Origin of the sequence: Micromonospora sp. CA-240977 (assembly GCF_050942285.1) — a bacterium.
Taxonomy (GTDB): Bacteria; Actinomycetota; Actinomycetes; order Mycobacteriales; family Micromonosporaceae; genus Micromonospora.
This window is the reverse complement of record NZ_CP192055.1, coordinates 4,539,068-4,555,547: the sequence shown is the minus strand read 5'-3', so window position 1 is coordinate 4,555,547 and position 16,480 is coordinate 4,539,068. Positions and strand designations below refer to the sequence as shown.

13 protein-coding genes are annotated in these 16,480 nt (G+C 70.1%); 10 read left to right on the top strand and 3 right to left on the bottom strand.

The window, feature by feature from the left end; genetic code table 11:
• Positions 1-8 precede the first annotated feature (8 nt).
• A complete protein-coding gene (locus tag ACQPWW_RS20955; protein WP_433124883.1) occupies positions 9-2,816 on the bottom strand; it encodes a BTAD domain-containing putative transcriptional regulator in 2,808 nt (935 codons plus the stop codon).
• Between the two features lie 621 nt (positions 2,817-3,437).
• Here ACQPWW_RS20955 and ACQPWW_RS20950 point away from each other — a divergent pair.
• From ACQPWW_RS20950 to ACQPWW_RS20940, 3 genes are all read left to right on the top strand, one after another.
• Complete coding sequence (locus tag ACQPWW_RS20950; RefSeq protein ID WP_433124881.1) at positions 3,438-3,734, top strand: chorismate mutase; 297 nt, start codon at positions 3,438-3,440, stop codon at positions 3,732-3,734.
• Between the two features lie 239 nt (positions 3,735-3,973).
• Positions 3,974-4,405 (top strand): hypothetical protein, encoded by a 432-nt coding sequence (locus tag ACQPWW_RS20945; protein ID WP_433124880.1) that lies wholly within the window; start codon positions 3,974-3,976, stop codon positions 4,403-4,405.
• 217 nt (positions 4,406-4,622) lie between these two features.
• Positions 4,623-5,183 (top strand): GNAT family N-acetyltransferase, encoded by a 561-nt coding sequence (locus tag ACQPWW_RS20940; protein ID WP_433124879.1) that lies wholly within the window; start codon positions 4,623-4,625, stop codon positions 5,181-5,183.
• A 4-nt stretch (positions 5,184-5,187) separates the two neighbouring features.
• Here the strand turns inward: ACQPWW_RS20940 and ACQPWW_RS20935 are convergent, their stop codons facing one another.
• The gene (locus ACQPWW_RS20935; protein ID WP_433124878.1) at positions 5,188-5,988 is read right to left on the bottom strand and encodes an IclR family transcriptional regulator; all 801 of its coding nucleotides are present in this window, start codon (positions 5,986-5,988) and stop codon (positions 5,188-5,190) included.
• 164 nt (positions 5,989-6,152) lie between these two features.
• Between ACQPWW_RS20935 and ACQPWW_RS20930 the strand changes: the two genes are divergently transcribed.
• The 7 genes from ACQPWW_RS20930 (at position 6,153) to ACQPWW_RS20900 (ending at position 14,830) form a co-directional block, all read left to right on the top strand.
• The gene (locus ACQPWW_RS20930) at positions 6,153-7,400 is read left to right on the top strand and encodes an ABC transporter substrate-binding protein (protein ID WP_433124877.1); all 1,248 of its coding nucleotides are present in this window, start codon (positions 6,153-6,155) and stop codon (positions 7,398-7,400) included.
• A 75-nt stretch (positions 7,401-7,475) separates the two neighbouring features.
• The gene (locus ACQPWW_RS20925; RefSeq protein WP_433124876.1) at positions 7,476-8,423 is read left to right on the top strand and encodes a carbohydrate ABC transporter permease; all 948 of its coding nucleotides are present in this window, start codon (positions 7,476-7,478) and stop codon (positions 8,421-8,423) included.
• On the top strand, positions 8,420-9,250 hold the full coding sequence (locus ACQPWW_RS20920) for a carbohydrate ABC transporter permease (RefSeq protein WP_433124875.1): 831 nt from the start codon (positions 8,420-8,422) through the stop codon (positions 9,248-9,250). Before ACQPWW_RS20925 ends, ACQPWW_RS20920 begins: the two co-directional genes overlap by 4 nt.
• An 8-nt stretch (positions 9,251-9,258) precedes the next feature.
• Positions 9,259-10,440 (top strand): mandelate racemase/muconate lactonizing enzyme family protein, encoded by a 1,182-nt coding sequence (locus ACQPWW_RS20915; protein ID WP_433124874.1) that lies wholly within the window; start codon positions 9,259-9,261, stop codon positions 10,438-10,440.
• Positions 10,437-11,648, top strand: a complete 1,212-nt coding sequence (locus ACQPWW_RS20910) for a fumarylacetoacetate hydrolase family protein (protein WP_433124873.1) — start codon at positions 10,437-10,439, stop codon at positions 11,646-11,648. Before ACQPWW_RS20915 ends, ACQPWW_RS20910 begins: the two co-directional genes overlap by 4 nt.
• Positions 11,649-11,650: 2 nt before the next feature.
• Positions 11,651-13,162, top strand: a complete 1,512-nt coding sequence (locus ACQPWW_RS20905; RefSeq protein ID WP_433134463.1) for an aldehyde dehydrogenase family protein — start codon at positions 11,651-11,653, stop codon at positions 13,160-13,162.
• Between the two features lie 87 nt (positions 13,163-13,249).
• Positions 13,250-14,830, top strand: coding sequence for an alpha/beta hydrolase-fold protein (locus ACQPWW_RS20900; RefSeq protein ID WP_433124872.1), 1,581 nt, complete (start codon positions 13,250-13,252; stop codon positions 14,828-14,830).
• 92 nt (positions 14,831-14,922) lie between these two features.
• On the opposite strand, the gene ACQPWW_RS20895 is transcribed toward ACQPWW_RS20900, so the two are convergent.
• Entirely contained in the window at positions 14,923-16,446 is a 1,524-nt protein-coding gene (locus tag ACQPWW_RS20895; protein ID WP_433124870.1) for an alpha-N-arabinofuranosidase, read from the bottom strand.
• Between the last annotated feature and the right edge of the window lie 34 nt (positions 16,447-16,480).

The following is a 16,480-nucleotide window of genomic DNA, read 5'->3' as shown; positions in this document are numbered from 1 at the left end:
CGTCGGAACTATACGAGGCCCGGGTGCCGATACGCCGTGCGGCCGGGGCGGGCGAGTGGGTGGTGGCCGAGCATGACGCGGAGTCGGTCGGCGTCGGAATGGCCGAGCGCGCCGAGGATGTCCAGCGCCCGCAGCCAGGCGAGCCGGGCGGCCTCCGGGTCGCCCGCCGCCTGGTGGCTCTCCCCGGCGTGGGTGAGCGTGTCGGCCTCGTAGTAGCGGTCGCCAAGATCCTGGAACAGCTGCACCGCCCGCTGGTAACAGGCGGTGGCCTGCTGGTAGTCGCCGAGGTGGTGGTGGGCGTAGCCGATGCTGTCCCACGTGTTTGCCTCGCCGAACCGGTCGCCCACCTCGCGGACCAGGCGCAGCGCCCGCCGGCAGTGCCGCAGGGCCGCGCCGTGATCGCGGAGTTGGGCGTACTGCCAGCCGATCGAGTTGAGGGCGCGGGCCTGCAGGGCGCGGTCGCCGACGGCTTCGAACAGTGTCAGTGCCTGCTGGGCGTGGGCCAGGGCCTCCCGGTGCCGTCCCTGTCGGGCGCAGACCCAGGCGATGCTGCGGGCCACGTGCGCCTGGCCGGTCAGGTCGCCCAGGAGGGCGTAGAGGTGGGACGCCTGGCGGAGTTGGGAGTGTGCCTCGCTGAACTGGCCCAGTTGGGCGCGGGCCCGGCCCAGACCACGCCGGACGCTCGCGGCAGCCCAACGATCGGCGAGCAGGTCGGCGGCGGTCAACGCGGTCTCGTGGGTGGTGGCCCAATCCTGCCAGTGACCCTTGCGGTCGAAGAAGTCGGCCATCGTCCAGGCCAACCGCCACGCGTGCGCGTACAGCCCGTCGTCGGCCGCGCGGGTCACGGCGTTGAGCAGCACCGGATGCTCCGCGATGAACCAGGCCATCGCCTGTCCGGCGCCGGTCGGCGCCACCGCCGTGACGCCACTGTGGACGACGCCCGGGTCGATCGGGTCGCGGAAGGGTTGCAGGAGCCGGGCGCCCGCGTACGCGGTGTGCAGATAGGAGTCGAGCACCCGGCGCACGGCAGCATGACGCTCACCCTCGCTGTCGAGATCCTCGGTCAGCTCGGTCGCGTAGACGCGGAGCAGGTCGTGGATCGCGTACCGGCCGGGCGTGTGCTCGATGACCAGGTGGGTACGGGTCAGCTCGGTCAGCAGTGTCCGGGCCCCGCGCAGCGGGACGCCGGCCAGGCTGGCCGCGGCGGGCACGGCGATGTCCGGGCCGGGATGCAACCCCAGCAGCCGGAACATCCGACCGGCCGCCGGGCTCAGCGCTCGGTAGGACCAGGAGAAGACCGCGCGTACGTCGGTGGTCGGGTCGCCGCCGTCGAAGGCGTCCAACGCGTCGGCCGCGTCGCGTAGCTCCCCGGCCAGCGCCGCCAACGGGAAGCCGGGACGGGTGGCGGCCCGCGAGGTGGCCACGGCCAGCGCGAGGGGCAGCCGGGCGCAGCTCGCGATGATTTGGTCGACGGCGACCGGCTCGTTGGCGACCCGATGACCGCCCAGCCGGCGGGCCAGCAGGTCCCGGGCCTCGGACGCGGGCAGCAGGTCGAGAGCGAGCGGATGGGCGCCCTCGCCGGCGACAAGCGAGGTGAGCTGGTGGCGACTTGTCACCACGGCGAGGCAGCCGGCCGAGCCGGGCAGCAGCGGACGGACCTGCTCCGCGTCACGCGCGTTGTCGATCAGCACGAGGACCCGCCGGCCGGTCAGCAGGCTGCGGTAGAGCGCGGCCTGGGCGGCCAGGCCGGCCGGGATGCGCTGCACCGGCACACCGAGCGCGTCCAGGAATCCCCGGATCGCGTCGGCGGGGTCCAGCACCGCCCCGCCGGCATCGAAGCCCCGCAGGTTGACGTAGAGCTGGCCGTCCGGGAAGCGGTCGGCGACCTGGTGGGCCCAGTGCACGGCGAGCGCGGTCTTGCCGACTCCCGGTGTCCCGGAGATGGTCGAGATGACCATCGCGGGCGGGTTGGGCGCGCCCGGCCGTCCGAGCCGTTCGTCAAGCCAGCGCACCTCGTCGGCACGACCGGCGAAGGCGCGTACCGCCGGGGGTAGTTGGGCCGGCGCGGACTCCCGCGCCGCGACCGTGACCACCTCGCCGGCCGGCGCGGACCAGGCGAGCGCCGGGTCCTGCGCCAGGATGGCGCTCTCCCGGTCGCGCAACGCCGGGCTCGGCTCGATCCCCAGGTCGTCGCGGAGGGTGCGACGCAACCGCCGGTACGTGGCGAGCGCGTCGGATTGTCTGCCGGTGCGGTAGAGCGCCACCATGAGTTGTTCGTGGATGTGCTCGTCGAGGGGATGTTGCTGGGCCAGCAACTCCAGTTCCGGTACGAGTTGCGCGTGCTCGCCGAGCGCCAGGCGGTTGTCGGCCAGCGCGCGTACGGCGACCAACCGGAGGTGTTCCAGGCGTTCGGCCTGTGTGTGCAGCCAGTCGAGGCTTGCGACATCGACGAGTGAACGCCCCCGCCACAGGTCGAGGGCACTGGCCAGCAGTGTGCGGGCCCGTCCGTGGTCGGTCGACCGGGTGCCCTCGCGGATGAGCCGTTCGGCCACCTCGACGTCGGTGGCCTCGCCGGGCAGATCCAGCAGGTAGCCGGGTGGGCGACCCACTATCGCGCCGCGGGCGCCGAGGACGCGGCGCAGGTAGGACACGTGGCTCTGCAGGCTGTTCGGCGCGGTGGCGGGAGCCTGGTCCGCCCAGATCACGTCGATCAGGCGGTCGGTGCTGACGATGACGCCCGGGTGCAGGGCGAGCACGGCGAGCACGCCTTTGCGGCGGAGTCCGGAAATCGCACGAGCGGTCGTCTCCGTTGTCACGTCGACTGGTCCAAGAAGCCTGACTCGCATTGGGCCCCCGCCTCAATCACACGATTCGGCTCAGGCTATCGACCGAGGAAGCGGCCTGGACGGCTCAGTCGGACACCGGACGGTGCCGCCATTTTCAGCGCCACGTCAGCGTCGCGGCAGTAGGCGCTGACACAGTGCCCCCGGCAGTAATCGTGCTCAGCTCTCCGTAGGAGGAAGTCAGCCATGAGATTCCGAATTCCCGGCGCAGTTGCCGGCGCGCTCGTCGTCCTGATGACGGCGCTGGTCAGCGGCACCGCCGCCAGCGCCTGAAGTTCTACGGCACAGTCGCCGAGTCGCCCGGCTACGTCAACCTCGACAACTCGGCCGACAACTTCGAGCGCAACAGCAATGACTATTTCGGACCATTCTCGTGGTTCGACATCGGACGCCCGGACTTACTGCCCCATGAACGCCTACTACGGCGACGGCGAGGAGACCCGCTGGTTCGACTGCCCCTGAGGTCGACCCCGATCCGGCGCTTCGACGGTGTCCCCGGCCACTGGCGGCCGGGGACACCGCCGTGCCCGGCGTTGCGGGGTGGGGGATCGCGACGGTCCGAGCATCCGGCCCTGCCGTGCGACGATCTTCGGCATGACAGACACCGCGTCGGCGCTGGCCGACATCCGCGACCAGATCGACGAGTTGGACGCGGCGCTCGTCGGGCTGCTCGCTCGTCGGGAGGCCCTGGTCCGGCGGGCGGCCCCGCTCAAGAGCGACAAGCAGGCGGTCCGTGCGCCGGACCGGGTGGCGCAGGTGGTGGCCCGGGTCCGCGCGCTGGCGGGCGACTCCGGCGCGGACCCGGACCTGGTCGAGCGGATCTACCGGGGCATGATCCAGGCCTTCATCGACATGGAGACCGACGAGCACCACCGGCTCGGCGGCGCCTGAACGCTCCGGCGCGACCCCGACCCGGTCTTCTCCTGCGGCTGTCGTGCCGGCCCCGCCCGGTCGTCGGCACGGTGGCCCGCATCGTCGAACGGCTGGCCCCGGCTGCGGAACTGCCTGCGAGGTTTGTTGCAGGTTTTCCCTAGGTCACGCCGACACGATGAGGGCGGTCGGCAGCGAGCCGACGGAAATCCGTAGTGAGGCGGAGGAGCAGCCAGATGAAGAGAATGCTCACGAGGCGCGTGCTGCTGCCGGTAGCGGCGGCACTGACGGTTGTCCTGGCTCAGGCCAACCCGGCCGCCGCGGGAAACGACGACTTCGAGGTGTGGACCAATTACGACAGGTATGGCTTCGCCGGCATCGTGAGGTTCGTCGACTATGGCCCCGGAGCACCCGGGGGCGGCAACAACGACGACTACCTGGAGATCTACGACAATCACCCCGACGGCCACGGGGTCCAGGTCTGGGCCTGGCTACACGGAAAGTACCTCGACACGAAATATCACGGCGCTGGTTCGACGAACAACCCCGTGTACTTCGACCCGTACGCCATCTTCCCCAAGAACGTCGCGGCGGGCGAACGTATCGGGGTCAAGATCTGTCTGGTCGACGGGATCAACAATCTGATCGAGGACAGCTGCGGCAGTTTTGAATGGCAGAGCATCGACGGCTGACGGCCGTCTGGACCGCCTCGGGTCGACCGCTCGGCGCCACCGCATCAGGGAAGGTGCTGCCTCCGGGCGCCGCGAGCCAGCACCTTCCCGGATCGCCGTGGTGGGGCCCGGAGACCTTTCGAGTCGGAAAGCGACACCGTGGGTGAAAGGCCCAAGCGCAATCATCAGTGGAGCCGGGCCATCGCAGAATGCGGGGGCGTCCGTGTAAGGATGTTCCGTGAGCTGCGCATCGACAATGTCGTCCGCCGTCGATCCGACCGATTCTCCGCTCCTGTTGATCGGGGAGGGGGTGGTGGTGCGCGAATGGTCCGACTCCGACACGCCGTACCTTAAGGGGCTTTTCGACGCGGCCGACACGGCCGCGAACACCGACATCCCCGCGCCGTTCGACGCCGAGGCCTTCCTGGTCAGGATCCGGCGGCGTCGCGCACAGCGCATCATCGACCTGGCCGTGACGCGCGACGGCGGCGAGCCGCTCGGCCTCGTCGCCCTGCACGTGGCAAGCGGCGTGCTGGGGTACGCCATCGGACCGGCGCACCGTGGTCAGGGCCTGGCGTCCCGGTCGCTGCGCCGGATGACGGAGTTCTGCCACGAGGAGCTCGGCCTGTCCCGGCTGCGGCTCGCCATCGTGCAGGGCAATCTGCCCTCCCAGGGGGTCGCGCGGTCCGCCGGATACGTCCGCGGCGACGACGCCCTGGTCGAGAGGGTGAACGGGCTGGGGGAACCGAAGCTGCTCGAGACGTGGTGGTGGACCGCACCCGGGTCGACCGAACGCTGAGGGCTCACCCGTCGATCGGTTGGCCAACCTCCGACGTGTCCGGGATCGGGGCGGACGGAGGTGTGTAGCCGAGTTCGCACGAGATCTTGTTCGCGGTCTCCAGCAGGCGCGGCAGGTTGCTCTTCAGTTGGTCGAGGCTGGCGATGACCTCGATCGCGGTGATCGAGGCGGCGGCGATGACCTGGCCGCGGGAATCCCTGATCGGCGCGGCGACACACATCACGTACGCGTCGTGCTCGCCGTTGTCAGTGGCCCAGCCGAGTTCGCGGATGCGGACGAGTTCGGCTTCGAGGGACTCGTGGTCGGCGAAGGTGGTGTTTGTGAATCTCTCGAAGACGACGTGGGAGAGCAGGCGGTCGCGCTCCTCCGACGGCAGGTACGCCAGGATCGTCTTGCCGACGGCGCTCGCGTAGATCGACACCGCCCGCCCCACCCGGGACGGCAGCTTGACGGCATCGAACGCCGGACTGTCGACCTTGTCGATGTAGATGATCTCATCGCCGGTGAGTTGCGCCAGGTGCACGGTGTGGCTGGTCTCGCGCTGTAGTGCGCGTAGGTGCGCGGCGGCGAACTGACGCAGGTCCATCGAGCCGAGCGCGAGCTCGGACAGCTCGATCAGTCCGCTGCCGAGCACGTAGGTGCCCGCGCCGGTCCGGCGCACGAAGCGCGCGGATTCCAGGGTCTGCAGGATCCGCAGGGCCGTGGACTTGTGTACGCCGAGCACGTCCGCCGCCTCGGTGAGCGACAGCGGGTGCTCCGCCGATCGACGGATGAGGTCGATCGCACGGCGAATCGATTGCGCCACGGCTATGCCTCCCCTCGAAGCGACGGGCGACCCCCATCGCTTGCGTTGCAATATGTGCAATGTAGACGACGCGATGCGCAACCGCCACTTGACACCGTTGCGCATGGCGCTACGATCGTTGCAATTTCATCCCGAAGACTCTGACTCGTAACACTGGAGTAACGATGGGTAACCAGCGCGCTCGTTTCGGCCTCGTCGGGGCGACATGTGCCCTCGGCTTGGTCGCCACTTTTTTGACCGGCTGTGGCTCCGACGGCGACTCGGGCGACGGGGTCACCAAACTGACCTTCGCCGCCTCGACCTTCGGCGACCCGGGTCGCGGACCTCTGCTGACCAAGTGGCTTGACGAGTTCAACCAGAGCCAGACCAAGGTCCAGGTCTCCGCCGCCGCGGTCCCGTACCCGACCTTCGGTCAGACGGTGCTCACGCAGATGGGCAGCGGTAAGGGCCCCGACCTGGTCCGCTTCGACATGCCCGAGTTCGAGGCCGCCTCGGACGCCGGCCTCGTCGCACCGCTCGACAAGGTGATCGACGCCGGCAAGTACGACCTGCTCAAGCAGCCGGACCAGTTCATGGTCCACGACGGGGTCCGGCACGGCGTCATCTTCGAGGCGTCGAACTACGCGATGTTCTACAACGCGGACCTGATCCCGACGCCGCCGACCACGTACGAGCAGTTCACCTCCACCGCCAAGTCGCTGACCAAGGGCGACGTCTTCGGCCTGGCGTTCCGCCAGACGGAGGCCGAGGAGGCCGGCGTGTGGCAGGACATCTTCAACTACGTGTACGGCTTCGGCGGCGCGTGGTCCGACGGCAAGAACCTGACGATCAACTCGCCGGAGAACCTCAAGGGTCTGCAGGCATTCAAGGACCTGTACGACGCGAACGTGATCCCGCGCGGAGCGGACGCGGCGACGTTCCGGCGGATGTTCGCCGAGGGCAAGGTCGGGATGGAGCTCAACAACGGCGGCTACGTGACCGCCACCCGCGGCCAGAACGCGAAGCTGAACTTCAGCGTCGCGCCCATCCCGTTCCCGGTCCGCAAGCAGGGCGCGATCCTGGCGCCGATCGTGATCAACGAGGCGAGCGAGGGCAAGGACGAGGCCGGCACCTTCATCAAGTGGGCGCTGGAGCCGCAGAACCAGGTCAAGCTGCAGGAGATCCTCGGCGCGAGCAGCGTCGCCACCACCACGCAGCGCAGCCCGGAGACGCTCAAGGCGACCCCGTTCCTGTCCGTCTTCGACGGGCTCACCGAGACCAGCCTGCCGCAGATCGTCCTCGGGTTCGAAGCCAAGACGCCCGACATCCGCAAGGTGGTCGTGCAGAACGTGGTCGCGGCCCTGCAGGGTAAGACCGACCTGAAGTCGGCACTGGACCGCGCCCAGCAGCAGGCGACCGAACTGGTCCGCTGACCGCTCGACACGGCGACGCTGCCGGCGCCACGGAACCCGCGCCGGCAGCGTCCTTCCTCAGAAGGATCGAACCCGATGACTGTGGTCGAGCAGACCGGAGCACCGAAGACAACACCCCGAGCCCGGCGTCGGCCCAGCCCACTGGGGAGCAAGTGGACGCCGTACCTGTTCCTGGCACCCGCCGCGCTGTTCATCCTCGTCTTCCAGGCGGTGCCTCTCGTCCAGGAGGTGTACCTCAGCTTCACCCGGACGAGACTGCTCAATCCGACGAAGAGCGAGTGGGTCGGGCTCGACAACTTCAACCGGATCTTCGGCGATCCCGAATTCCACCGCACCCTGCTGATCACCTTCGTCTACGTGCTCACCTGCGTCGTGGTCGCGATCGGTGCCGGGCTCGTCGTCGCGCTCCTGCTCAACCGGAAATTCCGGGGCCGCGGTGTGGCGCGGGCGCTGGTGACCGTCCCCTGGGCCGCGCCCGGCATCGCTGTCGCGCTCATCGCCACCTGGATGCTCAACGCGCAGTACGGGATCGTGAACCGGTTCCTCGACGCGGTGGGACTCGGTGTGCCGGGTGGCGCGATCCTGGACAGCTCGCGTTACGCGCTCCCGGCGGTGCTCGCGACGACCATCTGGCAGCTGTTCCCGTTCACCTCGGTGGTGCTGCTCTCCGCACTGCAGTCCGTTCCGCAGGATCTCAACGAGGCCGCGACAGTGGACGGCGCGGGACGGTGGGCCACCTTCCGCGCGGTCACCTGGCAGGTCATCAAGCCCACCGTGGGACTCCTGGCGCTGCTGATGACGATCTGGTCGCTGCGGCGGTTCGAGCTGATCTGGCTGATGACCAAGGGCGGGCCGGTCGGCGCCACCGAGACGCTGGTCATCGACCTCTACTCGCAGGCGTTCGACTCGAAGGAACTCGGATCGGCGGCGGCCATCGGGATGGTCGGCGTCGTCATCTCACTCATCGTCATCATCGGCAGCCGGCTGGTCGCCCGTGCCGTGGAGAAGGAGCACGCCCGATGAGGCGCTTCCGTTTCGGTGTCACCGCACGGATCGTCGCCGTGCTCGTCGTACTCGGTGTCGCGGTGTTCCCGCTGTACTGGATGTTCGTCACGGCGCTGTCGAGCAACAGTGACCTCTTCGCCGACCGGCCCCGACTCACGCCGGACCTCGGCCAGTTCGGGGTGTTCGTCGACGCGCTGGCCGAGGGCAAGGCGGCCGGGTGGCTGCTGAACAGCCTGATCATCGCGGTGGGCACGATGGTCGTCTCGGTCGGCCTGGGTATCCCGCTCGGTTACGCGCTGTCCCGGTTCTCGTTCGGCGGTAAGGCCGTGTTGACAGTCGTGCTGCTGTTCACGCAGATGCTGCCCGAGGCGCTCATGGTCGTGCCGTTGTTCGCGCTGTTCCGCCGATTCGAACTGCTCGACTCGCTGGCCGGCCTCATCCTGGTGAACTCCGCCTTCGTCCTGCCGATCGTCGCGCTGATCCTCAAGGGCGCGATCGACGGCATCCCGAAGGAGTTGGAGGAGGCGGCCCGCGCCGACGGCGCCCGGCCCTTCACCACCCTGACCCGCATCAACGTGCCGCTGATCGCGCCGTCGATCGCGGCGACCGCGGTCATCGCCTTCTTCCACGCCTGGAACGAGTACGTGTTCGCCGTGACGTTCATCTTCAACCCGGACCTGCAGCCGGCCTCCGTCGGCATCGCGAACTTCATCGGTGAGCTGGGCACGCCGATCCAGACGGTGATGGCCGTCGCCTTCCTGTTCACGCTGCCCGCCGTCGCCTTCTACCTGCTGGTGCAGAAGTACGTGGTGTCCGGCATGACCGCCGGCGCGGTGAAGGGTTGAGCCGAAAAATGAAGATCGTCTCCATCGACACACTTGTCGTCGACTTCTACCGCACCAACCTCGTCATCGTGCGCGTGCACACCGACGCGGGCATCGTCGGGCTCGGTGAGGCCACCCTGGAGGGCAAGGAACGGGCCGTCCAGGGCGCCATCGCCGAGCTGGCCGAGGCCGTCGTGGGCCTGGACCCGACACGCATCTCGAAGATCCTCTACGAGACCGCGCGGGACTGGTACTGGCGTGGCGGCCCGGTCATCATGACGGCGTTGAGCTCGCTGGAGATGGCCCTGTGGGACATCTCGGCGCGTGACCTCGGTGTCCCGGTCTCCCGGCTCCTCGGCGGCGCGACCCGGGACCGGGTGCGGGCGTACGCGAACGGCTGGTTCTCCGGCGCCGTCACGCCGGAGGACTTCGCTGCCGCCGCGCGCCGGACCGTGGAGTCCGGCTTCCGCGGCCTCAAGTGGGACCCGTTCGAGAACTACGACCTCACCATCACCACGGCGCAGTTGGATCGGGTGCTGGCCCAGATCGACGCCGTCCGTGGCGCGGTGGGCCGTGAGGTCGAGCTGTTCGTCGAGGGGCACGGTCGCTTCGACGTCCGCCACGCGATCAAGGTCGCGAAGGAGATCGCCCAGTTCGACCCGGTGTGGTTCGAGGAGCCGTGCCCGCCGGACAACCTCGACGCGCTTGTGGACATCCGCCGCGCGTCGCCAGTGCCCATCGCGGCGGGGGAGCGGTGGTACGGACGGCAGGGCTTCGCGCCCGCGCTCGCCCGCCAGGCCGTCGACTTCGTCCAACCCGACGTGACCCACGCGGGCGGGATCGCCGAGCTGGCCTTCATCGCGACGCTCGCGGCGACCAGCTACGTGGGGTTCGCGCCACACAACCCGAGCGGCCCCCTCAGCACCGCCGCGACGCTGCAACTCGGGGCGACACTGCCCAACTTCCGGTACCTGGAGATCATGGCGACGGACGTGCCGTGGCGACCCGAGATCACCAACGAACGGCTGGTGCTGACCGCCGACGGCGACGTGCTCATCCCGACCGGGGTCGGACTGGGCATCGAGTTGGACCTCGACGCGATCGAGCGGCACCCGTTCACACCGCATCCGCTCCGGATGTTCCAGGACGCCGTCTACGACATCCGTCCGCGCGACGAGCGGTCCTTCTTCAACCTGGAGAGCGGCTCATGACGGTGCCCCAACCCCGGCAGCAGCCCGCGGGGGCGGACTGGTTCGGGACCGCCGCCGAGGCGCTCCCGGACGACGTCGACGACAGTGTCCTCATCGGCCGGATCTGGGACCCGGCCGGCGACGGCCCCTCACCCGTGACCGTCCGGGACGGTCAGGTCATCGACCTCAGCCAGCGGTTCCCCACCGTCCGGGACATCTGCGAGCTGCCCGACCCCGCCGCGACGGTCTCCGGGCTCGACGGGCCGCGGCTGGGCGGCTTCGGCGAGATCCTGGCCAACACTGCCGCCGCGACCCGCGACCACACCCGGCCCTGGTTGCTCGCCCCGGTCGACCTTCAGGCTCTCAAGGCCGCCGGCGTGACCTTCGCCGTCTCGATGATCGAACGCGTCATCGAGGAACGGGCCCGCGGAGATCTGGCGCTCGCGGCGGACATCCGGCAGCGGATGCTCGCCGACATCGGCGCCGATCTGCACAGCCTGACTCCGGGCTCGGTCGAGGCCGACCGGCTCAAGAGCCTGCTGATCGCCGAGGGCATCTGGAGTCAGTACCTGGAGGTGGGGATCGGACCGGACGCCGAGATCTTCACCAAGGGGCAGGTCCTCTCCGCCGTCGGCACCGCCGTCCCGGTAGGGGTGCTCGCCGCGTCGACCTGGAACAACCCGGAGCCCGAGGTCACGCTGATCATCCAGTCCAGCGGCCGGATCGTCGGCGCCACCCTCGGCAACGACGTGAACCTGCGGGATGTCGAGGGCCGCTCGGCGCTCCTGCTTCCCCTGGCGAAGGACAACAACGCCTCGTGCGCCCTCGGCCCCCTGATCCGGCTGTTCGACGAGCGGTTCGACCTGGAACGGGTGCGCGAGCTCGAGGTGAGCCTGGACATCCACGGCGTGGACGGCTTCCACCTGGAGGCGGTCTCGGAGATGACCCGGATGTCGCGCGACCCGGCGGAGCTGGTGCGGCAGTTGATCGGCCCGCACCACCGCTATCCCGACGGCGCCGCCCTGATGCTCGGCACGATGTTCGCGCCCACCCAGGACCGGGACCGCCCCGGCGAGGGCTTCACCCACAAGATCGACGATGTGGTACGGATCGGCTGCCCGGCTCTCGGCACCCTTGTCAACCGGGTGCGGCACGCCCAGGAGTGCGAGCCGTGGCAGTTCGGCGTCCGGGATCTGATGGGCAATCTGGTGAGGAGAGGACTGCTGTGAACATGGTCAGCACTGTCGACCCGCGTGACGGCCGAACCCGCACGACGGATCTCAGCGAGACCGACGAGGCTGGGCTGGAGGCGATCACCGGCCAGGCGTCCCAGGCGGCGCGGTGGCTGTCCGGCCTGGGCAGACTCGGCCGAGCGGACCTGCTGGACGCGATCGCCGCGTCCCTGGAGGCCCGCCGGGTCGACCTGGTCGCGGCGGCGGAGGCGGAGACCGGTCTGAGCCACGCGCGACTCGACCAGGAACTCACGCGGTCGGCGATCCAGTTCCGGATGTTCGGTGACGTGCTACGCGACGGGGGCTACCTCGAGGCCGCCATCGACCACGCCGCCGACACACCGCTCGGACGCGGCCCGGACCTGCGGCGGATGCTCGTACCCCTCGGGCCGGTAGCCGTCTTCGGCGCCAGCAACTTCCCGTTCGCCTTCTCGGTCGCGGGAGGTGACACCGCCGCCGCGCTCGCCGCGGGCTGTCCCGCGGTCCTGAAGGCCCACCCGTCGCACCCGTTGACCTCACACGCCTCGGCCGAGGCCATCGCGGCGGCCGTCCGCGACCTGGGCGGGCCCGACGGTGTGATCGCGGCAGTGTACGGCGAGCAGGCCGGCCGCTCGCTTGTGCGCCACCCCGCGATCCGCGCGGCCGCTCTGACCGGCTCCGTCGGCGCCGCCCGTGCCATCCAGGCGGCCATCGACGAACGCCCGGACCCCATTCCCCTCTACGCCGAACTGAGCAGCGTGAACCCGATCGTCGTCCTGCCCGGCGCGGCCGCCGACCGGGCCGAGCAGATCGCCGAAGGGCTGTTCGCCTCCTTCACCAACTCGGGCGGTCAGCTGTGCACGAAGCCCGGACTGGCGTTCGTCCCGTCCGATCCGAGCGGCGCGCGCCTTGTCGACGCGCTGCGGGAGAAGGTCGCCGCCACGGGCGGCGCGATCCTGCTCAACGACCGCATCCGTGCCGCGTACGAGCAGCAGGCGACGGCGTTCGAGCAGGCCGGCGCCCGTGTCTCGGCGCGGCCTCAGATCGACGCGGATCCGGGTTTCCGCGTCGCGCCGACGCTCCTGGAGGTCGCTCTGCCGGGCCTCACCGCCGAGATCGCCGACGAGTGCTTCGGCCCGCTCCTGGTCGTGGTGCGCTATGACGACGTCGCCGAGCTGGACGCGGCGCTGGCGACCGTCCCACCGTCGCTGACCGGATCCATCCACCGGGGGCCGGACGACGACCCCGGTGTCGTAGGCCGGCTTGTCGACCTGTTCGCCGGCCGGTCGGGTCGCATCGTCTTCGACGGCTATCCCACCGGCGTCCGGGTGTCGTGGGCCCAGCACCACGGCGGACCCTGGCCCTCGACAAACGCCGTGCACACCTCCGTCGGCGCCACCTCGATCCGGCGCTTCCTGCGCCCGCTGGCCTGGCAGGACGCCCCGGTCTCGGTCCTTCCCGAGGAACTACAGGACGGCTATACCGCCATTCCCCGGCGAGTCGACGGGAGGTTGGAGCCAGCGGTGGCATAGCCGCGCCGGAATCCGTTCACCGCACCCGTCGAATCGTCGGCAGGCCGCTCGCCGCGGTCTGCCACACGTTGAAGAGGGAGTAGGAACATGCCCGTCGCAATCCCCCGTCCCCTGCTGCCGCCGCCGAGGCGTCGGCTGCTGCTCGCCCTGTTCGCCGCCGTCGCCGTCGCCGTCGCGGCCACGACGGTCGTCGCCCCGGCGGCGTCGGCCGCGCCACCCGCGCGGCTGGGCCCGACCGTAACCCGCACCGACACACCACCTACCGGGTACGAGGTCACCTTCCGGTACCGGGCGCACGAGGACGTCCAGCAGGTCCACGTCTACGGCGACTGGTTCTACTCCCGGCCCGAGAACATCACCTGTCAGGACTGCGGCGACGCCCGGCCACCCGCCGAATGGCAGCCCGGCGACGTCGCGGCCACCCCGTGGCACATCCTGCCGATGAGCAAGGGCCCGGACGGGGTGTGGACGCTCACCACGCCGCTGCCCGCTGGCACGTTCCGCTACGCGTTCACCCACGACTGCGCCAACGAGCTGGCCACCGGCTGCACGCTGCACGACGACCCGGCGAACCGGTGGCAGATCCAGCCGCAGTACCCGGGCGCGCCCGGCGCGGTACGCAGCACGATCTACGTCCCGGCCAGCCGGAAGTTCCCGACGTACGACACCGGCTACCAGGCGCCGGTGGCCAGGGTCGGCCGGTTGGAGTCGCGGCGGTACACCTCGCCGCTGTCGACCAACCCGGCCGGGGTGCACGACATCGTCGTCTACCTGCCGCACGGCTACGACCCCCACCGTGCCACGCCGTACCCGACCCTCTACCTGAGTCACGGCAGTGGTGACCACTCGACCGCCTGGACGATGCAGGGCGTGGCCCACCTGATCCTGGAGAACGCGATAGCGGACCGGGCCGTGCAGCCGATGGTGATCGTTTCCACCGACTTCAACGGCCTGCCCGGCGGCAACGAGGGCTACGTCAACGAGCTGCGGAACAACATCTTCCCGTTCGTCGAGCAGAACTACCGCGTCTCCACCCGCGCGCAGGACCGCGCCTTCGCCGGCTTCTCCGCGGGTGGCAGCCGGGCGTACACCCTCATGTACGACCACACCGACCTGTTCGGCTACCACGCCGCCTGGAGCGCGGGCGGACCGGCCGCCACCCAGGCGCAGATCGACAGCATGAAGGCGGTGGCCGGCGGCATCATGATCGGCACCGGGCTTCAGGACCGCCTGGGCAACATCGCCGAGAACTCCCAACGCAACGCGGCCGCCCTGCGGGCCGCCGGCGTCGAACTCGACGAGTACAACGTGCCCGGCGTGCACACCTGGCACGTCTGGCGTCCGCTGCTGGACCACTACCTGCGGACCCTGACGTTCCGGGCCACGACGACGGGTCTCGACGTCACGTCGGCGCCCGCTGGCGCGTCGGACCACAGCAGGGTCACCGCCACCGCGACTGTCGACGCCGTCAGCACCAGCACGACGGCCCCGGCCGGCCGGGTCGACTTCTACGCTGGTGACACCCACCTCGGGTCGGCTCCGGTGCACAACGGTGTCGCCCGACTGAACAAGACCATCCACCGTGGACTGAACGCTCCGGTGGTCGCCCACTACCGGGGTGACACGCTCTTCAACGCCTCGCAGAGCGCACCGGTCGACGCCCGCTAGCGGGCTCGACGTCCTCCCCGGTGCGGTGGGTAAACCCCGGCCGCCACCCCTGGTGACAGGAGTGGCGGCCGGGGTTTACCCACCTCAGCCGGTCACGCTGTCGCTTCCGTGGCCCGCATCCGCAGCATGGTCCAGGACGCGGGCGGCAGCGTCAGCCGGACGGCGGCGTCGGCCTGTCGCGCGGTGTCGTTGGGTCGCGGTGCGGCGTGGTCCGGGCCGTCGGCGGTGTTCCTGGCGTCCAGGTCGGTGCCGCCGACGGTGACGCACTCGATGATCCCGGCCAGCTGGGCGCCGCTGACGTCGACTGTCACCTCGGCCGGGGTGTCGGTGACGCGGTTGACGAGAAACACAGTCATCTCACCGGTGCTGTCGTCCCAGGTGGAGACCGCGTCGACCGCCGCCACCTCACCGTAGCGGTCGGTGGTCGTCGTGCTGCCGTCGCGGAGCACGTCGAGCACCGCGCCCCGGGCGTGCCGGGCGGTGCGGGCGAAGGGGTGGAAGATGGTCTGCCGCCAGGCCGAGCCACCGGGTTCGGTCATGATCGGCGCGATGACGTTCACCAGTTGGGCCTGGCACGCCGCCGTCACCCGGTCGCTGTGCCGGAGCAGGCTGATCAGCAGGCCACCGACGACCACGGCGTCGGCCACGCTGTAGTGGTCCTCCAACAGCCGTGGCGCGACCGGCCAGTCCTCGCCGCTCGGCGGGGTGGACGGGGTGGCCGACTGGTACCAGACGTTCCACTCGTCGAACGCGATCATGATCTTCTTGGTCGACCGGCGGATCGCCCCGACCGAGTCGGCGATGGCGGTGACGGCGTCGATGTACCTGTCCATGTCCTCGGCGGAGGCGAGGAAGCTGGGCAGGTCGTCGTCGACCGGCTGGTAGTAGGCGTGCAGCGAGATCAGGTCGACGTCGTCGTACGCCTCGGTGAGCACGTCGCGTTCCCAGCTGCCGAACGTGGGCATGCCGAGGTGTGACGAGCCGCAGGCGACCAGCTCGAGATCGGGATCGAAACGGCGCATGGCCTTGGCGGTCTGCGCCGCGAGGCGTCCGTACTCGGTCGCGCTCCGTTGGCCCACCTGCCACGGGCCGTCCATCTCGTTGCCCAGGCACCACAGCCGGATGCCGTACGGGTCGGCCGCGCCGTTGGCGCGCCGCTGGTCGGCCAGGTGGCTGCCGCCGCGGTGATTGGCGTACTCCAGCAGGTCGACGGCCTCGGCGGTGCCGCGGGTGCCGAGGTTGACCGCCATGATCGGTTCGAGGTCGGCCTTGTCGAGCCAGCTCATGAACTCGTCGAGCCCGAACGCGTTGGTCTCCAGGCTGTGCCAGGCGAGGTCGAGGCGGGCCGGTCGCGCCTCGACCGGTCCGACGCCGTCCTCCCACCGGTAGGAGGAGACGAAGTTGCCACCCGGATAGCGGATCGTGGTCACGCCCAGCTCCCGCACGAGCGCCAGGACGTCGCGCCGGAAGCCGTCGGCGTCGGCGGTCGGGTGCCCCGGCTCGTAGATGCCGGTGTAGACACATCGGCCCAGGTGCTCCACGAACGAGCCGAAGAGTCGACGCGGCACCGGCGCCACCCGCCGACGCGGGTCCAGGCTCAGGCGGGCGGTGTTCACGGCGCCTCCCCGGTGACTGTCGGACTGATCCCGG